The organism is Nocardia sp. NPDC056100, assembly GCF_042266325.1.
GTDB lineage: Bacteria > Actinomycetota > Actinomycetes > Mycobacteriales > Mycobacteriaceae > Nocardia.
Genome location: NZ_JBHJVY010000003.1, coordinates 576,626 through 598,806, shown reverse-complemented (window position 1 = coordinate 598,806; position 22,181 = coordinate 576,626). Strand labels below are relative to the sequence as shown.

General features: G+C 65.9%; 19 protein-coding genes. 9 read left to right on the top strand and 10 right to left on the bottom strand.

The window, feature by feature from the left end; all coding sequences use genetic code 11:
* Nucleotides 1–41 precede the first annotated feature (41 nt).
* Nucleotides 42–842: an HAD family hydrolase gene (locus tag ACFC0O_RS24905; protein WP_375963802.1), complete on the bottom strand. Its 801-nt coding sequence runs from the start codon at nt 840–842 to the stop codon at nt 42–44.
* 210 nt (nt 843–1,052) lie between these two features.
* Here ACFC0O_RS24905 and ACFC0O_RS24900 point away from each other — a divergent pair, with 210 nt between their 5' ends.
* From ACFC0O_RS24900 to ACFC0O_RS24870, 7 genes are read left to right on the top strand one after another with little or no spacing between them, the layout of a single operon-like run.
* Nucleotides 1,053–2,030: an ABC transporter permease gene (locus tag ACFC0O_RS24900; RefSeq protein WP_375961712.1), complete on the top strand. Its 978-nt coding sequence runs from the start codon at nt 1,053–1,055 to the stop codon at nt 2,028–2,030.
* The gene (locus ACFC0O_RS24895; RefSeq protein WP_375961710.1) at nt 2,027–2,968 is read left to right on the top strand and encodes an ABC transporter permease; all 942 of its coding nucleotides are present in this window, start codon (nt 2,027–2,029) and stop codon (nt 2,966–2,968) included. The genes ACFC0O_RS24900 and ACFC0O_RS24895 overlap by 4 nt, the downstream gene beginning before the upstream one ends.
* Nucleotides 2,965–4,839, top strand: a complete 1,875-nt coding sequence (locus ACFC0O_RS24890; RefSeq protein ID WP_375961708.1) for a dipeptide ABC transporter ATP-binding protein — start codon at nt 2,965–2,967, stop codon at nt 4,837–4,839. Before ACFC0O_RS24895 ends, ACFC0O_RS24890 begins: the two co-directional genes overlap by 4 nt.
* Before the next feature lie 10 nt (nt 4,840–4,849).
* On the top strand, nt 4,850–6,514 hold the full coding sequence (locus tag ACFC0O_RS24885; protein ID WP_375961705.1) for an ABC transporter family substrate-binding protein: 1,665 nt from the start codon (nt 4,850–4,852) through the stop codon (nt 6,512–6,514).
* A gap of 30 nt (nt 6,515–6,544) precedes the next feature.
* Nucleotides 6,545–8,218: an ABC transporter family substrate-binding protein gene (locus ACFC0O_RS24880; RefSeq protein ID WP_375961703.1), complete on the top strand. Its 1,674-nt coding sequence runs from the start codon at nt 6,545–6,547 to the stop codon at nt 8,216–8,218.
* Nucleotides 8,215–8,883 carry a hypothetical protein gene (locus ACFC0O_RS24875; RefSeq protein ID WP_375961700.1) on the top strand — a complete coding sequence of 223 codons (669 nt, stop codon included), beginning with the start codon at nt 8,215–8,217 and terminating at the stop codon, nt 8,881–8,883. The genes ACFC0O_RS24880 and ACFC0O_RS24875 overlap by 4 nt, the downstream gene beginning before the upstream one ends.
* A 57-nt stretch (nt 8,884–8,940) precedes the next feature.
* Complete coding sequence (locus tag ACFC0O_RS24870; RefSeq protein ID WP_364637004.1) at nt 8,941–9,600, top strand: XRE family transcriptional regulator; 660 nt, start codon at nt 8,941–8,943, stop codon at nt 9,598–9,600.
* Here the strand turns inward: ACFC0O_RS24870 and ACFC0O_RS24865 are convergent, their stop codons facing one another.
* Genes ACFC0O_RS24865 through ACFC0O_RS24840 form a run of 6 tightly spaced genes read right to left on the bottom strand, consistent with a single transcriptional unit; the run spans nt 9,601 to nt 16,403 of the window.
* The gene (locus tag ACFC0O_RS24865) at nt 9,601–10,857 is read right to left on the bottom strand and encodes an allantoate amidohydrolase (protein WP_375961698.1); all 1,257 of its coding nucleotides are present in this window, start codon (nt 10,855–10,857) and stop codon (nt 9,601–9,603) included.
* Nucleotides 10,854–12,173: an FMN-binding glutamate synthase family protein gene (locus ACFC0O_RS24860; RefSeq protein ID WP_364637000.1), complete on the bottom strand. Its 1,320-nt coding sequence runs from the start codon at nt 12,171–12,173 to the stop codon at nt 10,854–10,856. The genes ACFC0O_RS24865 and ACFC0O_RS24860 overlap by 4 nt, the downstream gene beginning before the upstream one ends.
* Nucleotides 12,174–12,192: 19 nt before the next feature.
* Nucleotides 12,193–12,888 (bottom strand): protein glxC, encoded by a 696-nt coding sequence (locus ACFC0O_RS24855; protein ID WP_375961694.1) that lies wholly within the window; start codon nt 12,886–12,888, stop codon nt 12,193–12,195.
* Nucleotides 12,873–13,784, bottom strand: a complete 912-nt coding sequence (locus ACFC0O_RS24850) for a glutamine amidotransferase family protein (protein ID WP_375961692.1) — start codon at nt 13,782–13,784, stop codon at nt 12,873–12,875. Before ACFC0O_RS24850 ends, ACFC0O_RS24855 begins: the two co-directional genes overlap by 16 nt.
* Before the next feature lie 31 nt (nt 13,785–13,815).
* Entirely contained in the window at nt 13,816–15,177 is a 1,362-nt protein-coding gene (gene glnT, locus ACFC0O_RS24845) for a type III glutamate--ammonia ligase (RefSeq protein WP_375961690.1), read from the bottom strand.
* Between the two features lie 38 nt (nt 15,178–15,215).
* Nucleotides 15,216–16,403 carry an NAD(P)/FAD-dependent oxidoreductase gene (locus ACFC0O_RS24840; protein ID WP_375961688.1) on the bottom strand — a complete coding sequence of 396 codons (1,188 nt, stop codon included), beginning with the start codon at nt 16,401–16,403 and terminating at the stop codon, nt 15,216–15,218.
* 206 nt (nt 16,404–16,609) lie between these two features.
* Here ACFC0O_RS24840 and ACFC0O_RS24835 point away from each other — a divergent pair, with 206 nt between their 5' ends.
* Nucleotides 16,610–17,959 (top strand): ammonium transporter, encoded by a 1,350-nt coding sequence (locus ACFC0O_RS24835; RefSeq protein ID WP_375961685.1) that lies wholly within the window; start codon nt 16,610–16,612, stop codon nt 17,957–17,959.
* A 65-nt stretch (nt 17,960–18,024) separates the two neighbouring features.
* Here ACFC0O_RS24835 and ACFC0O_RS24830 read toward each other — a convergent pair whose 3' ends face one another.
* Nucleotides 18,025–18,768, bottom strand: a complete 744-nt coding sequence (locus tag ACFC0O_RS24830) for a lysophospholipid acyltransferase family protein (RefSeq protein WP_375961683.1) — start codon at nt 18,766–18,768, stop codon at nt 18,025–18,027.
* 171 nt (nt 18,769–18,939) lie between these two features.
* Between ACFC0O_RS24830 and ACFC0O_RS24825 the strand changes: the two genes are divergently transcribed.
* Nucleotides 18,940–20,490, top strand: a complete 1,551-nt coding sequence (locus ACFC0O_RS24825; protein ID WP_375961680.1) for a Rieske 2Fe-2S domain-containing protein — start codon at nt 18,940–18,942, stop codon at nt 20,488–20,490.
* A gap of 71 nt (nt 20,491–20,561) precedes the next feature.
* Here ACFC0O_RS24825 and ACFC0O_RS24820 read toward each other — a convergent pair whose 3' ends face one another.
* Together ACFC0O_RS24820 and ACFC0O_RS24815 are read right to left on the bottom strand one after the other, a co-directional pair.
* Complete coding sequence (locus ACFC0O_RS24820) at nt 20,562–20,915, bottom strand: calmodulin (protein ID WP_375961678.1); 354 nt, start codon at nt 20,913–20,915, stop codon at nt 20,562–20,564.
* A gap of 154 nt (nt 20,916–21,069) precedes the next feature.
* The gene (locus tag ACFC0O_RS24815; protein ID WP_375961676.1) at nt 21,070–22,101 is read right to left on the bottom strand and encodes a peroxiredoxin family protein; all 1,032 of its coding nucleotides are present in this window, start codon (nt 22,099–22,101) and stop codon (nt 21,070–21,072) included.
* Nucleotides 22,102–22,181 lie beyond the last annotated feature (80 nt).

The following is a 22,181-nucleotide window of genomic DNA, read 5'->3' as shown; positions in this document are numbered from 1 at the left end:
GTGTGGATTCCGGCCAAAAGCATGCCGGGATGACGGAGGGGTCAGAGCCACCAGCGTTCGAGGATTTGGGCTACGCCGTCTTCATGGTTGGCGGGGGCGACTTCGTCGGCGGCGGCTTTGGCTTCGGGGTGGGCGTTGCCCATGGCGACGCCGTGGCCTGCCATTTTGAGCATGGGGACGTCGTTCGGCATATCGCCGAAGGCGATGATGGTGGCGTGCTGAACACCCAGGCGCTGGGCGACGCTGGCCAGGCCGGTGGCCTTGGTGACGCCGGGGGCGGACAGTTCGATCAGGCCGTTGTCCGTGGAATAGGTGAGGTCGGCGCGGCCGGTGAGGTGGGGTTCCAGGATGGCGCGCATTTCGCCGCTGGTCATGCGGGGCAGGCGGATGAGCATTTTGATCGCGGGGGACGCGATCACCTCCGCGCGCGAGACCTCGGTGTCATCCGGGTTCAGCCAGGCGTGCTCATATTCGGGGGAGCTCACGAATTGCGGGGTGGCGGCGTCGTGGGCGGTCGCGCCGACCCGCTCGGCGGCGAGTCCGCAACCGGGGAGCAGGGTTTCGGCCAGATCCGCCGCCCAGGCCAGGGTCTCCACATCGAGGGTTCGGCTCGCCAGGATTCGATCCTGCGCGCTGTCGTAGATGACCGCGCCGTTCCCGCATACGCACAGCGGCGCGTAACCGAGTCCGTCCACCACCGGATCGATCCACCGGGGCGGGCGACCGGTCGCCAGGACGAAGGGCACGCCGTCCGCGATGAGGGCGTCGATCGCGGCTTTGGTGCGCGGTGTCACCTGCTCACCATTGTCGATGAGGGTCCCATCGACATCGGTCGCGACCATCTTGGGTTTGGGCAGGTGGAAGAGAGTCACCTAGTCCATCCTGCCTGAAATCCGAGCCCGGAATGTGCAGCCCGGGTGAATTGCCCGGCATTGGCTGATCCTCGTTACCGCCCCGATGCCCTGCTCGTTATCCGCCACTGCGCTCCGTAACGCACGGTTATCCACAGGACTCCCTATGATCTGCACAAGAACTCGACCCGAGAGGGACTGATGGCCGGCTTTCTCCTGCGACGCGCACTGAACTATGTCGTGCTGCTCGTGCTGGCGTCGTTCCTGGTTTTCACCGTGGCGTCACTCACATTCACGCCGCTGGACTACCTGGAACAGCGGAATCCGCGACCGCCGCAATCGGTCATCGACGCCAAACGCGCCGAGTTGCATCTCGATGATCCGATCCCGCAGCGATATCTGGCCTGGGCGGGCGGGGTCGTGCACGGCGACTTCGGCAAGACGCTGCCGGGACAGCCGGTCAGCGAGGAGTTGCCGCGGCGCATCGGCGTCAGTCTGCGACTGCTGCTCATCGGATCGATCGTGGGCAGCGTGCTCGGCGTGCTGATCGGAGCCGCGAATGCCATCCGGCAGTACAAGTTCAGCGATTATTTCAGCACCATCGTGTCGCTGCTACTGCTGTCCACACCGGTGTTCCTGCTCGCGACCCTGTTGAAATTCGGTGCGCTGCAGATCAATCAGGCCACCGGCGAGCAGATCTTCCTCTATACCGGTGAGACCTCCGCGACGCAGATCCACGGCCTGTGGAATCAGCTGGTCGATCGCGCGCAGCACCTGTTCATCCCCACCCTCGGCCTGGCACTGGGCGCGATGGCCGGATACAGCCGGTATCAGCGCAATGCCATGCTGGACGTGCTGAGCAGCGATTTCATTCGCACCGCGCGGGCCAAGGGCCTCACCCGGTCCCGCGCCCTCTACAAACACGGGCTGCGCACCGCGCTGATACCCATGGCCACCCTGTTCGCCTACAGCCTCGGCGGACTCATCACCGGCGCGACCTTCACCGAGAAGATCTTCGGCTGGCACGGCGTCGGTGAGTGGATCGTCAACGGCATCGGCGCGCAGGACATAAATATCGTGCTCGCCTCCACCCTGTTCACCGGCATCGTGGTGCTGCTGTCGGGCCTGCTGTCCGATATCGCGTACGCGCTGCTCGACCCCCGGGTGCGTGTGGGATGACCGAAGTCGAGACCATCATCCAGGGTGCGCCGAACCCGGTGGGACGCCGCAAGCTGGTGATCCGCCGGTTCCTGCGCAACAAGGTGTCGGTGGCGGCATTGATCGTGCTGGCGCTGGTGTTCGTGGCCGCGTTCGTGCTGCCGCATTTCGTGCCGTACTCGTACACCGATATGGATCCGGACCTCAATCAGAAGCTGAAGCCGCCGAGCTCCAAGCACTGGTTCGGCACCACGCTCTCGGGTGAGGACGTGCTGGCGCAGACCCTGCACGGTTTGCAGAAGTCGCTGATCATCGGTTTCTGCGCGGCGTTCCTGTCCGCGGTGATCGCGACCATCGCGGGTTCGCTCGCGGGTCTGCTGGGCGGCTGGACCGATCGGGCCATCATGTGGCTGGTCGACCTGCTGCTGGTCATCCCCAGTTTCATCATGATCGCGCTGTTCGCGCCGAAGACGAAGGGCAACAGCTCACTGCTGCTGCTCACCGTGCTGATCGCCTTCTTCGGCTGGATGATCAGCGCGCGCATCATCCGCGGGCTCTCGATGAGTCTGCGGGAACGCGAATTCGTCCGCGCCGCACGGTATATGGGCGCGTCGACCTGGACGGTGATCACCACGCACGTGGTGCCGAACATCGCGTCCATCCTGATCATCGACACCACCCTCGCGGTCGGCGGCGCGGTCATGGCCGAAACCGGTTTGAGCTTCCTGGGTTTCGGTGTGCAGCCGCCGGACATCTCGCTGGGCTCGCTGATCGGCCGGTACAGCTCCTCGGCGCTGAACTATCCGTGGACCTTCGTATTCTCCGGCGCGTTCCTGGTCACGATCGTGTTGTGCACCAACCTCATCGGTGACGGCCTGCGCGATGCGTTCGATCCGAGCGCCAAGCGGGCGCGCGCCAAACAGCGTGGCAAGCGCGCCGACCGAAAGGCCGAGGCATGAGTGAGACGGTGCCGGAGTCGACCGAGCGGCGCACCACCGCACCGCTTTTGGAAGTCTCCGATCTGAAGGTGTCCTTTCCCGGCGAGGAAGGCCGGGTGGATGCCGTACGCGGGGTGAACTTCACCGTCAACGACGGCGAGGTCGTCGCCATCGTCGGTGAGTCCGGTTCCGGTAAATCGGTGTCCTCCATGGCGATCATGGGCCTGCTGCCGGAACAGGCGCGGGTGCGCGGTTCGATCCGGCTGCGCGGGCGAGAGTTGCTGGGGCTCGGCGATAAGCAGATGTCCGAGCTGCGCGGCAGCCGCGTCTCCATGGTGTTCCAGGACCCGCTGTCCGCGCTGACGCCGGTCTATCGCGTCGGCGATCAGATCGCGGAAGCCCTGCTCGCACACCGCAAGATGAGTAAGCAGGAGGCCGCCGCCAAGGCGATCGAACTGCTCGAACTCGTAGGCATTCCAGATCCGACGGTGCGCGCCAAGGCTTTTCCGCACGAGTTCTCCGGCGGTATGCGCCAGCGCGTGGTCATCGCCATGGCCATCGCCAACGATCCCGAACTCATCATCTGCGATGAGCCGACCACCGCGCTCGATGTCACCGTGCAGGCACAGATTCTGAACCTGCTGCGCAAGGCACGCGATATCACCGGTGCGGGCGTCATCTTCATCACCCACGATATGGGCATCGCCGCCACCCTCGCCGATCGCGTCGCCGTCATGTACGCCGGACGGGTCGTCGAAACCGCCCCGGCCGCAGAGCTTTTCCACGCACCGCGGATGCCGTACACGGTCGGGCTGCTCGGCTCGATTCCGCGCATAGACGGTCCGCCGCGCGCACCGCTGATTCCCATCGTCGGCACCCCGCCCGCCATGCACGACCTTCCGGCGGGCTGCCCGTTCGAACCGCGCTGCCCGGTCTCGGTCGAGGACTGCCTGGCCGCCGAACCGCCGCTGCGCGATACCGGCCCCGGACATCGGGCCGCGTGCATCCGCACCGAGGAGGTGGGCAGTGACGCGCTGTTCACCGCCTACCGCAGGGAGATCGACGCACCACCCGAGGAGACCGAGGTCGACGCCTCGCAGGTGGTGCTGAAGGTCAAGGAACTGCGCAAGACCTTCCCCATCACCAAGGGCGTCATCTTCCAGCGGCGCACCGGCGAGGTGAAGGCCGTGGACGGCATCAGTTTCGAGGTGCGCGCGGGCCGCACGCTGGCGCTGGTCGGTGAATCCGGTTCGGGCAAGTCGACCACGCTGACCCAGATCATGGATCTGGTGCGGCCGGAGAGCGGCAGCATCGAAATCCTCGGCAATGACGTGACCGCGCTGACCAAACAGCAGCGGCGCGATATCCGGCGCAAGATGCAGATCGTGTTCCAGGACCCGTCGTCCTCGCTGGACCCGCGCCTGCCCATCTCCGATGTACTGGCCGAACCGCTGCGCATCGACGGCCGCTCCCGCGAGGAGATCAACCGGCGGGTGCCGGAGTTGTTGCGACAGGTCGGATTACGGCCCGAGCACGCCGACCGCTACCCCGCGGATTTCTCCGGCGGGCAGAAGCAGCGCATCAATATCGCGCGCGCCCTGGCGCTGGATCCCGAACTGCTGGTGCTGGACGAACCCGTGTCCTCGCTGGACGTCTCGATTCAGGCGGGTGTGCTGAATCTGCTGCGCGACCTGCAGGCCGAGCGCGGGCTCTCGTATCTGTTCGTCTCACACGACCTGTCCGTGGTGCGTAATCTGGCGCACGACATCGCGGTGATGTATCGCGGACAGATCGTCGAATACGGCCCGGCGGAACGCATTTTCGCCGCTCCCGAACACGAGTACACCCGCGCGCTGATCGACGCGGTACCGGTTCCGGCGACCACCCGATAGGAGCGATGCGATGCGGAAAATACGGTGCGCCGCACTACTTCTCACCGCCGGACTACTGGTGGCGGGCTGCGGTGGCAGCACCGAGGCCCCCACCGGTTCCGCGATCATCGGCAGTAGCGCCGAGATCAATCCGCATCCCCGCGACGACCTGCGCGATGGCGGGAATCTGCGGCTGGCCGTCACCTCGTTCCCGGTCAACTGGAATACGCTCCAGGTGGACGGCAATGACGGCGAGATCATGGACAGTATCCGGCCGCTCATGCCGCGCGCCTTCGATACCGACGCCGCGGGCAACCTGACCGTCAATCACGACTACTTCACCGATGTGCAGCTGACCTCCACCGATCCGCAGGTGGTCACCTACACCATCAATCCCAAGGCGGTGTGGTCCGACGGCAGCCCCATCACCTGGGAGGACATCGCCGCCGAGGCGAATGCGCTGAGCGGCAAGGACAAACGCTTCCTGATCGCCATCTCCAATGGCTTCGACCGGGTCGAGAAGGTCGAGCGCGGGGTGGACGACCGGCAGGCCGTCATCACCTTCGCCAAGCATTTCGCCGACTGGCGTGGACAATTCGCGGGCAATGCCACACTGTTCCCGAAACAGGTGACGCGCGACCCGGATTCGTTCAACACCGCACTGCTCAACGGCATCGGGCTGACCGCGGGACCGTTCGTCGTGCAGTCCACCGATAAGACGCAGGGCCGAATCGTGCTGGCCCGTAATCCGAAGTGGTGGGGTAACACCCCGAAGCTGGACACCATCACCGTCAGCGTGCTGGACCGCACCGCCTGGGTGCCCGCACTGCAGAACAAGGAACTCGACGCCGCGCTGCTCGGCGATATCAACGATGTGCAGAACGTGCGCAATACCCCCGGGATGGATCTGCGGCACGCGCCCGGTAATCGCTGGCGGCACTTCACCTTCAACGGCGCTCCGGGTTCCATCCTCGCCGATCCCGCACTGCGCGTGGCCATCTCGAAGGCGATCGACCGGCAGCGCATCGCCGTCACCGTGCAGAACGGACTGTCCGCGAATCCGCAGGCGCTGAACAATCACGTATATCTGCAGGGCCAGAACGGATATCAGGACAACTCGCTCGGCTTCGATCCGGATGCCGCCGCACGCGAACTCGATGCCATCGGCTGGCGGCGCGACGGTGACGGCACCCGCAGCAAGGACGGCAAGAAGCTGGTCATCCGCGATGTCATGTACAACGACCCCACCTGGGTCGACATCGCCAAGATGATCCAGGCGGATCTGGCCAAGATCGGCGTCGGGCTCACCATCGACACCCGGCCCGGCGCACGGTATTTCACCGATGTCATTCAGCCCGGCGATTTCGACGTCTGCCAGTTCACCTTCCAGGGCGACGCCTTCCCGCTCGGCAGCGTCCCGCAGATCTGGGGCTACTACCCCGATGACGTGCAGGCCAATTACGGGCGCATCGGCTCACCCGAACTCAATGAGCTGATCGACAAGACACTCTCGGAACTGGATCCGCAGAAGGCGATCGAACTGGCCAATCAGGTCGACCGCAAGGTCTTCGAAGAGGGCCACTCACTGCCGCTGACCCAGTCCGAGGGCAACTACGGGGTACGGTCCGAGCTGGCCAATTACGGTGCACCCGGACTGGCCACGTACGACTACACCTTGATCGGGTTCCTGAAGTAACTACAGCCGTCTCGGCGGAAGGAGCGGTCCATGCGGATACGTTCGACAGTGACACGACTCGCGATCCCCATGGTCGCCCTGGGCGTGATCGTGTCCGGCTGTAGCGCCGGCGACAGCACGGAGGGCGGTACCGCCGCACTCGGCGCGACCAATGCGATCAATCCGCATCCGGTGTCGGATCTGGCCGACGGCGGCAATCTGCGGCTGTCGCTGAGCGCGTACCCGGAGTCGTTCAACGGCTTGCACGTGGACGGCAACACCACCGATACCAACGATGTGGTGAGTCCGACGCTGCCGCAGACGTTCAAGAGCAATGCGGCCGGTGAGCTCAGCGTCGACAACAACTACTACACCGATATCCAGCTGACCAGCACCAGCCCGCAGCAGGTCGTCACCTACACGATCAACCCGAAGGCCGTGTGGTCCGACGGATCCCCCATCACCTGGGAGGATTTCCGCTCGCAGTGGCAGGCCATGAACGGCCGGAACCCGGACTACCAGGTCGCCTCCTCCAGCGGCTACAACGCCATCGGCAAGGTGGAACGCGGCACGGACGACCGGCAGGTGGTCGTCACCTTCGACAAGTCGTACGGCGAATGGCAGGGCCTGTTCGGCGGGTTGTACCCGAAGGCCGATACCGAATCCCCGCAGGCGTTCAACGACTGGGCGCGCAATTCGCTGCCGGTCAGCTCGGGGCCGTTCATCATCACCAATCTGGACCGGACGCAGAACCGGATCACCCTGAGCCGCAACCCGAAATGGTGGGGCGATCAGCCGGTACTGGCCAACATCACCTTCAGCGTGCTGGACAGCACCGCGGTGGTGCCCGCGATCCAGAACAACGAGCTGGATGAGGCGTACGTCGCCGGTCTGGAGAACGTCACCGCGGCGCGCAATGCCCCCGGCGTGGAGATCCGGCGCACCTCGGAGCCGAGCGTCAATATCCTGACCTTCAACGGCGCGCCCGGTGGTCTGCTGGAGGATCCGGCGGTGCGCCGGGCCATCGCCAAGGCCATCGACCGGCAGAACATCGTCAACACCAGCCAGCACGGCATCGTCGATCAGCCGCAGGTGGTCAACAACCACGTCTTCATCGCGGGACAGACCGGCTACCAGGACAATTCAGCGGTTGTCGCCTTCGATCCGGATGCCGCCGCCAAGGAACTCGACGCGGCCGGCTGGGTGCTCAAGGGTGATGTCCGCGAAAAGGACGGGCGCAAGCTGGAATTGCGCGACGTCATGTACGACCAGGCCGGATGGGTGGATACCGCCAAGATCATCCAGGCCAACCTGGCCAAGGTCGGCGTCAAGATGATCATCCAAACCGTCCCGGGCACCGGACTTTTCACCAATGTGATCAACCCGGGCAACTTCGATATCGCCCAGTCCGGCATCTCCGGCTCCACACTGCCGCTGCAGGCGCTGCGCCAGTTCTACTACTACGATCCGGCCAACTGGCAGGGCAACAAGGCTCGCGTCGGATCGCCGGAACTGAACACCCTCATCGATCAGACCCTGTCCGAGCTCGATCCGGCCAAGGCCCGCGAACTCGCCAACAAGGCCGATCTGATGATCTTCAACGAGGTGCATTCGCTGCCCCTCAACCAGGCCTCCGGCACCCATGCCGTGCGCGCGAACCTCGCCAACTGGGGTGCGTTCGGTCTGGCCAGCGCCGACTACACCAAGGTCGGCTTCCTCAAGTGATTCTCCGGACGGGTCATCCGCTGACCTATCCGGCCGTTATGACGATCGGCGCCCTCGCGATTTGCCTCGCGTGGGCGCCGTTCGGCGGTTCGGAGCAGGGTGCGTTGCTCGGGACGGTCGCGGTGATCATCCTGGGGTACAGCGCTTTTCAATTCGCCGGGGCGCTGGGTGTGCTGCCGGTCGGGTTGCCGCGCGGTGAGGGGTGCCGGGATGTGGGGGTGCGGCGGGTGCGGCAGCAGCATCGGCTGGTGAGCCGGTCGTGGCTGGAGTTCACCACGGGTGGGCGGACGCGGTGGCTGCCGGTGTATTTCGATCCCGGTCTGGTGACGCTGACGCAGGGGAACGCCGCGATGGCCGGGCGCGCGATCACCGTCGACGGGGTGCGGGTGTATCCCTCGGGGCGGATGCGCAGTACCGAACCGGCGGGGCGGCTCATCGACAATCCGGCGCGGCCGGATGACAATGCCACGGTCATGGCGGCGACCGCCGCGAAGTATGGACGGCGGCTGCTGCTGGACGCGCAGGCCGCCATCGCGGGACCGTTCATCGGGCTGCTGTGGGTGTATGTGGCGGGCGGCGGGCCAACGGCTTTCGCGACGGGGACCACCGTGGGGGCGGCGGCGGCCATCTGGCTGTCGGCGGTGCGCGGGTCCGATCCCAGCTGACGCCGGTAGCTGTAGCCGTTGTCAACTGGCAGGAAACGGCCAGGCTAGGATCGGGTTATGACAGGGCGCACGGAAATTCGCGATACCGGCGATCCGGCTCCGGTGCAGCGGGAGATCGCGGCGGATACACCCACCGGGGTCGATCTGGAACGGATCATCGGTAAGCAGGTGCGGTCGTTGCGGCTGGCCAGCGGGCTGTCGGTCGGGGATATGGCGGCCAGGGTGGGGATCTCCAAGGCCATGTTGTCCAAGATCGAGAATGCGCAGACCTCGTGCAGCCTTTCGACTTTGGCGCGCCTGGCGGCCGGGTTGGATGTGCCGGTGACCTCACTGTTCCGGGGGGCGGACGCCGCGCGCGAGGCGGTGTTCACCCCGGCGGGACATGGCGCGCGGATCGTGGGGCGCGGCACCAGGGTGGGGCACCACTACGAATTGCTCGGGGCATTGCGCGGACAGCACAAGCGGCTGGAGCCGGTGCTCGTCACGCTCACCGAGGCCAGCGAGACCTTTCCGCTGTTCCAGCACGCGGGGACCGAACTGCTGTACATGCTCGAAGGTGTGATGGTCTACGGGCACGGGGATTCCGAGTACACGCTGCGGCCCGGCGATGCGCTGCTGCTCGACGGTGAGGGACCGCACGGGCCGAATGAGCTGGTGCGGTTGCCGATTCGCTTCCTCGCCATCACCGCGTATCCGGATAACCACGTCGAGGAGTAGTCAGGCGACCCAGGCCGCCATCACCTCCGCCAGCGCGGTCGCGCCCGCGTGACAGTCGACCGGATCCGCGTGCTCGGCCGGGGAATGCGAGACGCCGGTGGGGTTACGGACGAAAAGCATTGCGGTCGGAACACTGTCGGAGAGGATGCCCGCATCGTGGCCCGCCGCCGTGGGGATGACCGGGATCTCACCGAGATGGGATAGCGCGGCGGCCAGGCGATTACGCGGCTCCGCGGGGAAATCGACGATGGGCGTGATGGATTCGGCCAGCACGTTCAGGTCGATGCCGTCCACCGTGGCGTGCCCGCGCGCGGCCGCCGTAATGTGCGCGACCAGCACCTCGAGGGTGGGCTGATCGGCGGCCCGAGCATCGAGCCATGCCCGGACCCGGGATGGAATCGCATTGGTGCCGTTCGGCGATACCAGTACCTTGCCGAAGGTCGCCACGGCAGACAGTGCGGCGGCTTCGGTGCGCGCGGTGTGCACGGTGGAAGCGAAGGCCAGCATGGGGTCGTGGCGGTCGACCAGTCTGGTCGCGCCCGCGTGATTGGCCTCGCCGGTGAAATCGAACTCCCAGCGGCCGTGCGGCCAGATCGAGGACGCCAGGGCCAGTGGGGAATCCACCAGGTCCAGGGCGCGACCCTGTTCGATATGCAGTTCGACGAAGACGCCGACGCGCTCGGTGAGGGTGGTGTCCGCACCGAGGTTCTCGGGGCGGCGGCCCGCGCGAATCAACGCCTCCGCCAGGGTGATTCCGTCGATATCGCGCAGACCCAACGCTCGTTCCGGGGCCAGCACGCCGGTCGAGAGCTGGGAACCTATGCAGGCGACGCCGAAGCGCGCGCCCTCCTCATCCGAGAAGGCCACCACCGCAACGGGAATCGTGGGCTCGATACCGCGAGCCCGGAGCAGGTCCACCGCCGCGAAGGCCGAGACTATGCCGAGCGGGCCGTCGAACGCGCCGCCGTCGGGGACCGAGTCCAAGTGTGAGCCGGTGACGAACGCGCCCTTGGGATCGCCGAGCCAATCGCGGGGAAACCACCAGGCCCAGAGATTGCCGTTGCGATCCTGTTCCAGCTGCATCGAACGCGCGGCGGCACAGCCCCGAAACCATTCGCGCAGTGTGAGATCCGCGTCCGACCAGGCATAGCGGCGGTAACCGCCGGAGTCGCCGTCGCGGCCGACCTCGAGAATCTCCGTCCAGAGCGGATCGAAAATCGCTCCCGCCGAGGCCGATTCACTGTCCGGCAGGCTCATAGCGGGGCTCCCGGAACCCAGCTGGTGCCCGCCAGTGGCACGCGGGCCATGGCGGCGGCTTCGATGGTCAGGGCGACCAGGTCTTCCGGTTCGAGGTTGCGCAGGTGGGATTTACCGCAGGCGCGGGCGAGGGTTTGCGCTTCCATGGTGAGGACGCGCAGGTAGTTGGCGAGGCGGCGGCCGCCCTCGACGGGGTCGAAGCGGGCGGCGAGTTCGGGGTCCTGGGTGGTGATGCCCGCCGGATCGCGGCCGTCCTGGAAATCGTCGTAGAAGCCGGGGGCGGAACCGAGTTCCTCGTAATCGGCGGCGTAGCGGGGGCTGTTGTCGCCCAGTGCGATCAGTGCCGCGGTGCCGATGGCCACCGCGTCCGCGCCGAGGGCCATGGCCTTGGCCACATCCGCGCCCGTGCGGATACCGCCGGAGATGATGAGCTGCACCTTGCGGTGCACCCCGAGTTCCTGGAGCGCCTGTACGGCCTGCGGGATCGCGGCCAGGGTGGGGATGCCGACGTGTTCGATGAAAACGTCCTGGGTGGCGGCGGTGCCGCCCTGCATACCGTCGACCACCACCACGTCCGCGCCCGCCTTCACGGCCAGTTTCACGTCGTAGTAGGTGCGGGTCGCGCCGACCTTGATGTAGATCGGCTTCTCCCAGCGCGTGATCTCGCGCAGTTCCAGGATTTTGATGGCGAGATCGTCCGGACCGGTCCAGTCCGGATGGCGGCAGGCGCTGCGCTGATCGATACCCTGTGGGAGGGTGCGCATTCCGGCGACGCGCTCGCTGATCTTCTGACCGAGCAGCATGCCGCCGCCACCCGGCTTCGCGCCCTGACCGAGCACGATTTCAATGGCGTCGGCCTTGCGGAGATCGTCCGGATTCATTCCGTATCGTGACGGAAGGTATTGGTACACCAGGTATTTGGACTGACCGCGCTCCTCGGGCGTCATACCGCCGTCACCGGTCGTGGTCGACGTGCCGACCGCGCTCGCGCCGCGCCCCAGTGCCTCCTTGGCCTGGCCGGACAGCGCGCCGAAGCTCATGCCCGCGATGGTGACCGGGATATCCAGGTGCAGTGGATGTTTCGCGTGCCGGTCGCCGAGCACCACATCGGTGTCGCAGCGTTCGCGATACCCCTCGAGGGGATACCGGGACATGGACGCGCCGAGGAACAGCAGGTCATCGAAGTGCGGCAGTGGGCGTTTGGCGCCCCAGCCGCGAATATCGTAGATACCGGTGTCGGCGGCGCGCTGGATTTCCGCGATGGCCCGGCGATCGAAGGTCGCCGATTCGCGCAGCACGGGATTCGGGGAAGTCATGGTGTGGCCTCCTGGCCGATCAGTACGCGGCGGCGTTGTCGACATGGAAGTGATAGAGCTCGCGGGCCGAGCCGTAGCGGATGAAATCCGCGGGGTCGGCGTCGAATCCGGCAGCGTCGAGCAGTTCGCGCAGTTCGGCGAGATGTTCGGGGCGCATCGGTTTGCGAATGCAGTCCGCGCCCAGCGACGCCACCGTGCCGCGCACGTAGATGCGCGCCTCGTACAGCGAATCACCCAGTGCCTCACCGGCATCGCCGAGCACCACCAGGCGACCGGCCTGCCCCATGAAGGCGCTCATATGGCCGATGCTGCCGCCCACCACGATATCGACGCCCTTCATCGAAATACCGCAGCGCGCACCGGCATTGCCCTCGATCACCAGCAGTCCGCCGTGCGCGGTCGCGCCCGCCGACTGCGAAGCATCACCGCGCACCCGGACGGTGCCGGACATCATGTTCTCCGCGACGCCGACCCCCGCGCTGCCATTGATCGTCACCGCCGCGCGCTGATTCATGCCCGCGCAGTAGTAGCCGACATGGCCGTCGATGCCGACCTCGATCTCACGGTCCAGACCGCAGGCCAGCGCGTGCGCGCCACGCGGATTGGCGAGGCCGAACACGGCCGGGGGCTCCGCCGCCATGAGGACGGAATTCACCGCGCGCGTGCCGGATTCGGCCACATCGAGCACGGTGCGCTCACTCACGATCGCCGCCATACATACACCTCTTCCGGTTCCGGTTCGAAGATTCGGGCCTGTGCCACACCCGGCAGATCCGCCAGTGCGCGATACTCCGATGCCATCGCCACCCAGCGATCGGTCTCGGCGATGATCGCGGGCTTGCACGCGATGGCATCGCGTACGACGGCGAACGAATCGCTCGTCGACACCAGCAGCGTGTAGAAACCGTCGAAAGCGTCATTGAGCAGCAGCAATGACTTCTCGAGGTCCGCACCCTGCGCCAGCTGCCTGGCGACGAAACGCGCGCCAACCTCGGTGTCGTTCTCGCTGTCGAATTCGACTCCCGCGCGCTGCAATTCGTGCTTGATGCTCATGTGATTGCTGAACGAGCCGTTGTGCACCAGGCATTGGCCCGGGCCGACGGAGAAGGGGTGCGAACCCTCCGCTGTCACAGCGGATTCGGTGGCCATCCGGGTGTGCGCGACGCCCTGCCAGCCCTGTGCGTTCGGCAGGCCGAATCGATGCGCCAGCTCGGTGGGGTTGCCGATCCCCTTGAGCACGGCCAGATCCGAGCCGAAACCGATGACCCGCGCATCGGGCGCGATATCCCGCACCGCGCGCACCAGCGCATCCGATCCACCCTCGGCGGGGAGAGCGGCGTGCAGCACGATGGTCGGGTCCAGTGCAATCGCGGTGACCGCCGTACCCAATGCGGCGGTGAGCCTTTCGGCGAGTTCGGCCGCCGACAGCGGACTGTCCAGCAGTGACACGGTGATCGTGCCCGGTGGCGACCACACCGGATCGCCGTAGACCGCCATACCCGCCGAATCCGGGCCGCGGTCGCACATTTGATCCAGCATGCCGGTCAGCAGGGCACCCAGGCGTGGATACAGCGCCGGGTCTCGAAGGTGCAAGCCCACGATTCCACACATCGAAATCACCCTCCTTTCGAAGTCAGGGACGTCAGAACGCCGTCAGATAGTTGTCGATCTCCCAGCTGGAAACCGTGTTGTGCCAGGTGAAGAACTCCTCGCGCTTGCGCTCGGCGAAGTAGGCCGCGACGCCCGGACCGGCGATATCGAGCGCGGCCGTCACCACCGGATCCGATTCCAGGGCGTCCATGGCGTGCACCAGGGTCATGGGCAGCATGTCGCCGCGCTGCTCACCGGGCAGGCCGGGATCGAGGGCGCGATCGATGCCGTCGAGTCCGGCGGCGATGGCGGCGGCCGTGGCGAGATAGGGGTTCGCGGAACCGTCCGCACCGCGCAATTCCACGCGATGCTGATCGGGCACCCGCAGATAGTGCGTGCGGTCGTTGCCGCCGTAGGTGGCGTAGCGCGGTGACCAGGTCGCACCGCTCGCGGTGCTGGTGGCCCCGGTTCGCTTGTAGGAGTTCACCGTTGGCGCGATCACGCCTTGCAGAGCGCAGGCGTGGTCGAGCATTCCGGCGAGAAACCCGTAGGCGGTCGCGGACAGGCCCAGGCCGCGCGGGTCATCGGCATCGGGGAAGAGCGGTTGATCGCCGTTCCACACCGACAGGTGCATATGCATACCGGTGCCGGTGCGGTCGGTGAACGGCTTGGGCATGAAAGTGGCCTTCATACCGCGCTTTTCGGCGATCACCGAGAGCAGATAGCGGGCGGTGATCACGCGGTCGGCGGTGGTGAGCGCGTCCGCGTAATCGAAGTTCTGCTCGAACTGGCCGTTGCCGTCCTCGTGATCACTGGCGTAGTTGCCCCAGCCGAGTGAATTCATGGCCTGCGAGACCTCGGCCAGATGGTCGTACATTCGAGTCACGTCGCGGGCGTCGTAACAGGGTTGCAGGCTGAGATCGGCGGTATCGGCGGGCGCGAGACCGTTCGGACCCTTGTCCACCAGGAAGTATTCGATCTCCGTGCCGACGTTCACCGTATACCCGCGCTCGGCGGCGCGAGCCAGCGTGCGCTGCAGGATGACTCGCGGCGCGAACGGCCACGGCTTGCCCTCCACGTGCGGGGTGCAGTGCACCAGCGCCAGACCGGGGCGCACGAACGGAATCGGCGTGAACGTCTCCGGGTCCGGAATCGCGACCAGATCCGGATCGCGAGGCTGCTGCCCCATCATTCCGGCGGCGTATCCGGCGAACCCGACCCCGTCCTGTTCGAGCTGCCCAACCGCCTGTACCGGAACGAGTTTCGCGCACGGCTTACCGGACAGCGTGGTGAACAACGCCAGGATGAAGGTGGTGTCGGTGGCCCGCGCCAGCTCGGAGAGCGTGCGGTGACCGGTCGACGGCATGGCCGGGGAGATCGGCGTGACCGTCGCGGTGGTGGTGTCTATCGCCATATCGGCTCCTGGAACAGAGGTACGGATGTGGTTGTGCTTCAGCGCATTTCACCGGCACCGAGATACGGGTGCGGGCTGATCAGGGGCTGGCCCTCGGCGAACCGGGCGTAGCGGAAGTCGGCGGCCTCGACATTCGGCAGGTCGGTGCGGCCGTCCAGCAGCAGATCCGCCACCAGGCGGCCGACGGCCGGGGAGATCTTGAAACCGTGACCGGAGAAACCGGTGGCCAGGAAAAGTCCGGGCACCGGCGCGGGACCGATGATCGGGTTGTAGTCGGGGGTGACGTCGTACGCACCGACATAACTGCCGGTGATCCGGGGGTCCGGCATATCCGGCAGGCGATGTTCCAGCCGCCCGACCACCTTCTCGACGGTCGAATCGTCGGCGCGATTCACGAAATCGTCCGGATCGATGTATTCGGGAACGGCGTGATCGCTATTGCCCGCGAGCAGTTCGCCATTGGGTTCGCGGCACAGGTATTGCAGGCTCACCAGATCCGAGAGCACCGGGACGGGTGGCAGCGGTTCACCCTGATCGATCAGGAGTAGTTGGGCGCGTTGGGCTTTCACGTCCACCTCGACCCCGGCGGTGGCGGCGAGACCGGGCGTCCACGGTCCGGCGGCCAGCACCACATTCGCGGCATGCACCTCCGTGCCGTCGGCCAGGCGTGCGCCGATGACGTTGTCGCCCTTGACGATCAGCTCCAGGACAGGTGACTGCTGGCGGATCCGGACGCCGCGCCCACGCGCCGCCGCACCGAAAGCCATACCGGTCAGATACGCCTCACCGCGTCCGCCGCGCGGTTCATAGGCGAACCCCGCGAAATCGTCGACGCGCAAACCCGGCCACAGCGTTGCCATCTCATCGTGGCCGAGCAATTCCACCTCGATACCGAGCGCCTGCTGCATGGCCACATTGGCGAGCAGCGGATCCAGATTGTCCGCGCCGACGCCGACCGCGTAACCGCACTGCCGGAATCCCAGGTCATCGCCGAGGATCTCGGACGCGTTCTCGAAGAACGGCACCGACCACCAGGACATGGCGGCCAATGACGGTGCGCCGTAATGGCATCGGACCACCCCGCTGGATTTTCCGGTCATCCCGGAGCAGAGGGTGGCGCGCTCGAGCACCAGGACGTCGGCGGCACCGCGGTCGGCCAGGGACCAGGCGATGGCGAGCCCCTCCAGGCCACCGCCGATGATCAGGAATTCCGCGGTGTCGGTCATATCCATCCTTCGGCTTCATGTGTCTTCTACAGTGAATCACTGTTGATTGATATGAAACCATAGCGGTGAGCGGACAGCCCAGCGGTTTACGCATCTTTCACAGTGGCGTACCACGACGCAACATCGGCGATGGTCCACTGTCACGCAACGGCGATTCCTATCAAGGGACACCGTTGGTATGGATTCGCTTCTAAGTCAGGTGATACATGGAACAAGCAGTAGCCGCGGCCGATACCGCGTGGATGCTCGCCGCCTTCGCCGCCGTGTCGCTCATGGTGGCGGGACTGGCGCTGTTCTACGGCGGCATGGTCAGCGTCAAGAACACCCTGAATATGGCCATGATGGTCTTCGGCGCGCTCGCGGTGGTGGGCGTGCTCTGGATCATCGTCGGCTACTCGGCGTCCTTCGGCGATTCGCTGGGCGGCGCGGGCATCCTCGGTGATCCGCTCGAATACTTCGGATCGTCCAAACTGCTGGACGCGCCGAGCACACCGGGACTGCCACCGGCCATCTTCTCGGCCTTCCAATTGCTGTTCGCCGCACTGACGGTCGCGCTCATCGCGGGCGCGGTCGCCGACCGGATGAAGTTCGGCTCCTGGATGACCTTCGCGGGCATCTGGGCGCTGCTGGTGTACTTCCCCGTCGCGCACTGGGTTTTCGCCTTCGACAGCAAGGACGGTTCGGTGCACGGCGGCTGGATCGCCAACAAGCTCAAGGCCATCGACTTCGCGGGCGGCACCGCGGTGCACATCAACGCCGGCATCGCCGGGCTGGCGCTGGCGCTCATCCTCGGCAAGCGCAAGGTGTTCCCGAACGCCCCACGGCCGCACAGCCTTCCGCTGACCATGCTGGGCGCGGGCATCCTGTTCTTCGGCTGGTTCGGGTTCAACGGCGGTTCGGCGCTGGCCGCCGGGAACGCCGCGTCGGTGGTGGTGCTCAACACCATCGCCGCGTCCTGCGCGGGCATGATCGGCTGGATCGTGGTGGAGAAGTTCAAGGAGGGACACGCCACCTCGCTGGGCGCGGCCTCCGGACTCATCGCCGCCCTGGTCGGCATCACCCCCGCCTGCGGTGCGGTGTCACCGATGGGCGCGCTCATCGTCGGCGCGGCCTGCGGTGCGGTGTGCTGCCTCGCGGTCTCGCTGAAATACCGCTTCGGACTGGATGATTCGCTCGACGTGGTGGGCATCCACCTGGCGGGCGGCATTCTCGGCACGCTGCTCATCGGCTTCCTGGCCGACGGCTCCGCGCCCAATGGCGTGGCCGGACTGTTCTACGGCGGCGGACTGGATCAGCTGTGGCGGCAGACCGTCGCGGTGCTGGCGGTGCTGACCTACACCTTCGTGGTCACCTTCGCCATCGCCAAGGTCATGCAGTTGTTCGGCGGCATTCGCGCCGATGACGAGGCCGAGGACGCCGGACTGGATCTGGCCGTGCACGGTGAAACCGCCTATGTGCTGGACCATCTCACCGTTCCGGTCGCCAAGCACGAACCGGCGGACGCGGTGACGGCCGCCGAGGCCATCACCACCAAGGCAGCCGCGGCGGTCGAATAACCGCGGCACGCAGCCCCTTCCGGACTCTCACCCTCCTCATCGAGGCCGGAAGGGGCCTGTGCGCGTTACTGCTCGGCGCGGCGCGCGGCCTTCTCCGCCGCCTCGGCGCGATCGAGCTCGTTCGCCTCGTCCAAAGTCGGTGCGCCACCGCCCAATCGGGCGGGCACCCAGTACGCACCCGGCTCGTGCGCGTAATCCTTCTGCACGTTGAGCAGCATGGCTTCCATGGTCTTGTGCAGCTGATCGGTCAGCTCCGCAGCCGGTTCGAACGGCTGAATCGGCGCGCCCACCTCGATGGAGATGGGGGTGTTGGTGCGACCCAGGCGCTTCGGATGCCCCTTGGTCCAGACGCGCTGCGCGCCCCAGATCACCATCGGGATGATCGGCACATTCGCCTCGATCGCCATGCGTGCCGCGCCCGACTTGAATTCCTTCAACTCGAAACTGCGGCTGATGGTGGCCTCCGGGTAGACGCCGACCAATTCGCCGGAGCGCAGCCGATTCACGGCCTCGTGGTACGAGTCCGCGCCTGCGGCGCGATCCACCGGGATATGTTTGAGCGCCCGCATGATCGGCCCGGTGATCGAGTTGTCGAATACCTCCTTCTTCGCCATAAAACGCACATAGCGCTTCGTCGTACGCGCAGGCAGGCCCGCATACGTGAAGTCCATGTACCCGGTGTGATTGATGGCGACGACAGCGCCACCGCTCGCCGGGATGTTTTCGTCGCCGGTGACAGTGAACTTCAGGCCCTGAGCCGCGAAGACGGTACGGGCCAGCCCGATGATCGGGAAGTAGACGGGTTCCACAGTTGCGTCAGCGTAGTCGCTGCTCGCGCGGCTACCAGTGATCCAGGTAACAGCCATTCGCTGAAAACAGACATTCACCCTGAACTCCGGCGGGAGGGGTTCCTGCATAGGCGACGTTTCGGGGTAGCAAGTACCCTGGGTGGCTGGTAACGGTCGAGGAGGAAGAAGCTCGTGCAGATCACCAGCGTCGGACACGCCGGGTTCCACATCTCCACCGCAGCGGGGACGATCCTGTGCGATCCGTGGGTCAACCCGGCATATTTCGCTTCATGGGTTCCCTTCCCCGATAACACCCAGCTGGATTGGGACGCGCTCGGCAATTGCGATTTCCTCTACGTCTCGCATCTGCACCGCGATCACTTCGACGCGAAGCACCTCGCCGACAAGATCAATAAGGACGCCACCGTCCTGCTGCCCGACTATCCCGTGCCGGACCTGCGCCGCGAACTGGAACAGCTCGGCTTCACCAAATTCTTCGAAACCGAGGATTCGGTCAAGCACACCGTCACCGGACCGGGCGGCGACCTCGAGATCATGATCATCGCGCTGCGCGCGCCCGCCGACGGGCCCATCGGCGACTCCGGCATCATCGTCTCCGACGGTGAGACCGTGTGCTTCAACATGAACGACGCGCGGCCGGTCGATATGGATGTGCTGCACGATGCGTTCGGGCACATCGACATTCACCTGCTGCAGTACTCCGGGGCCATCTGGTACCCGATGGTGTACGACATCCCCACCAAGACCAAGGCCAACTTCGGCAAGCAGAAGCGCCAGCGCGGTATGGACCGGGCGCGCTCCTATATCGAACAGGTCGGCGCGACCTGGGTGGTGCCGTCCGCCGGGCCGCCGGTCTTCCTCGACGACGAACTGCGCTACCTCAACGACGATCGCGGGGACGAAGGCAATATCTTCCCCGACCAGGTCGTCTTCCTGGAGCAGATGCGGATCCACGGCAACGAGGGCGGGATCCTGATGATCCCGGGCTCGGTCGCCGATGTGCGCGGTAAGGAACTCCAGCTCGAGCATCCGGTCGACCCGGACACCGTGTACGGGGACAAGGCCGCCTACATCGAGGCCATGGCACAGCGTTTCGCGCCCGTCATCGCGGCCGAAAAGGCTTCCTGGGCAAGCGAATCCGACGGACCGCTGCTGCCGCGCCTGAAGGATCTCTTCGAACCGATCATGGCGCAGAGCGATCTCATCTGCGACGGCATCGGCTATTCGGTCGCGCTGGTCATGGGCGATGAGACCGTCGTGCTCGATTTCCCCAAGCGGATCGTGCGCGCGCCCATCGACGGAGAAGGCAAGCAGCGCTACGGCTTCCGCATCGACCCCACCCTGGTGCGCACCGTCCTGCGCGATAACGAACCCGACTGGGTGAACACCATCTTCCTGTCCACGCGCTTCACCACCTGGCGCATCGGCGGATACAACGAATTCCTCTACACCTTCTTCAAATGCCTCACCGATGAGCGCATCGCCTACGCCGACGGCTGGTTCTCCGAGGCGCACGACGATTCCGCCTCCACCGAACTCGACGGCTGGGAAATTCAGCGCCGCTGCCCGCATTTGAAGGCGGACCTGTCGAAATTCGGTGTGGTCGAGGGCAATACCCTCACCTGCAATCTGCACGGCTGGCAGTGGGATCTGGAATCCGGGCGCTGCAAGACCTCCAAGGGACATGAGCTGCGCTCGCGGAAGCTGGACGCACCCGCCTGACCAGTGGTTTCCGGCCGGAGCCCGAGGGACTCCGGCCGGACCTGGAACTCAGGAGGCCCTTCCGGGCCGAATCACTTCTGAACTTCGGAATCCTTCAATTCGCGGGTCAGCCGGGATGACCACGGACACCAGAAACAACCGGGCAGGAAGGCCCCGCACGCCTCGTCGAGATTGTCATTGAGGTAGTCGATGCTGGAATCGCACACCTCGATGGCCACCGTGAAGAACGTGATGGTGTCCGGATCCAGCGCGAAATCCCAGCCGGGGTTGTACGCCTCCCGCCGCTTCCTGATGCGTCCCATCACGTGAATCGACATCTGTTCCTCACCGGACAGAATCCGGCGGGCCTCCGCGATGCGCTGGTCATTGTTCAGCTGAATGACGAATTCTTTGCCGGAATAGTCGGTGAATGCGAAGTAGGCCATGACATTCCCTCTCGACGATGCGATCGGATCGAAAGAAACCTGCCCTTCGATGGTAGGTTGACCGAGCTCGCTATTTCCTCGAATTCGATTGCGGGGCAAAGGAATTGCGGGACCGGGCCGTTTGTCGCGGGGGAAACGGCAGCCGGAAGATCAGCTAGCCGGTGTTCGAGACCGACTGACCGTTTCTTCCGGAAACATACTGGGCACCAACATGTTTCGCCTGTGCGATCAGGTCACGAATGGCCATGGCCCCGCGTGCCACCGGAGCCAGCACCCGGCCGTCCGCACCGATCAGCACACCCGACGGCGTACCGCGCACGCGATAGCGCAGCGCCGCCTCATTGCCCTGCTGCACCAGCACCGGGATAGCGCCGAGGTCCTGCGCACGCGCCCAGGCGGCGTGTTCGTCCAGGTCACCATTGCCGACCATCGCGATGGTGAGGGCTCCGGCCGCACGCTGCCGCCAGCGCGGCAGCTCGCGCGCCAGTGCCGCGCACATCTCACAGCCCGGGTGCACGAACACCAGCAGCAGTGAACCGCCCTGCGCCAGCAGTGCTTCCAGACCGGTGCGGCCGCCGGTCACATTCAGCAGTTCGAACTCCGGGGCCACCGCACCCACCGGGAGACCCTCCGCGCCGAGTGTGGACAGGGCCTGTTCGTCCAGTCGCCGCCGCACCGCGCGCAGCTCGCCCGCCAGCCGGGTGAACAGCGCGGCGAAGACCGCGATCACCACCATTCCGATCGCGTGATCCACCGGAAGCGAGCCCGGCACATCGGGTTCGGCCAGCACGCCCACCCCGGTGACCAGTGCGAAGGCGATCAGCGCCGCATTGCGCAGCAGCGTGGCCCGGCCGATCGGCGCGGTGCTCGCCGCGCCGAAACACGCGCAGGACGGATGCTTTCCCTGTCGCAGCAGCCGGGCCACCGCGGCGGTGAACGCCAGCAGCAACGCCAGGCCGAACAGGGCGCCCGCGAACCCGGTCCACGGCGATACCAGCAGCACGACGACCAGCGTCTCCGCAATGGGCAAGCTCCGGCTCACCAGCGGAGTCCAGCGGATCGGAACCCCGAACTCCCCCACCGTCTTCCGCGTTCCGGCCGGATCGGCGAACTTACCCGCCGCCGCCAGCCCGAACACCACACCGAGCGCCAGCCGCAGCCCCCACACCCCGTATTCGATGGTCATCGATCAACCATCACACAGCGCGATGGTGGCCCAATCCGTAATGGGCGGAACGAATTTCGACATGTGCCGGGGCGAAGAAC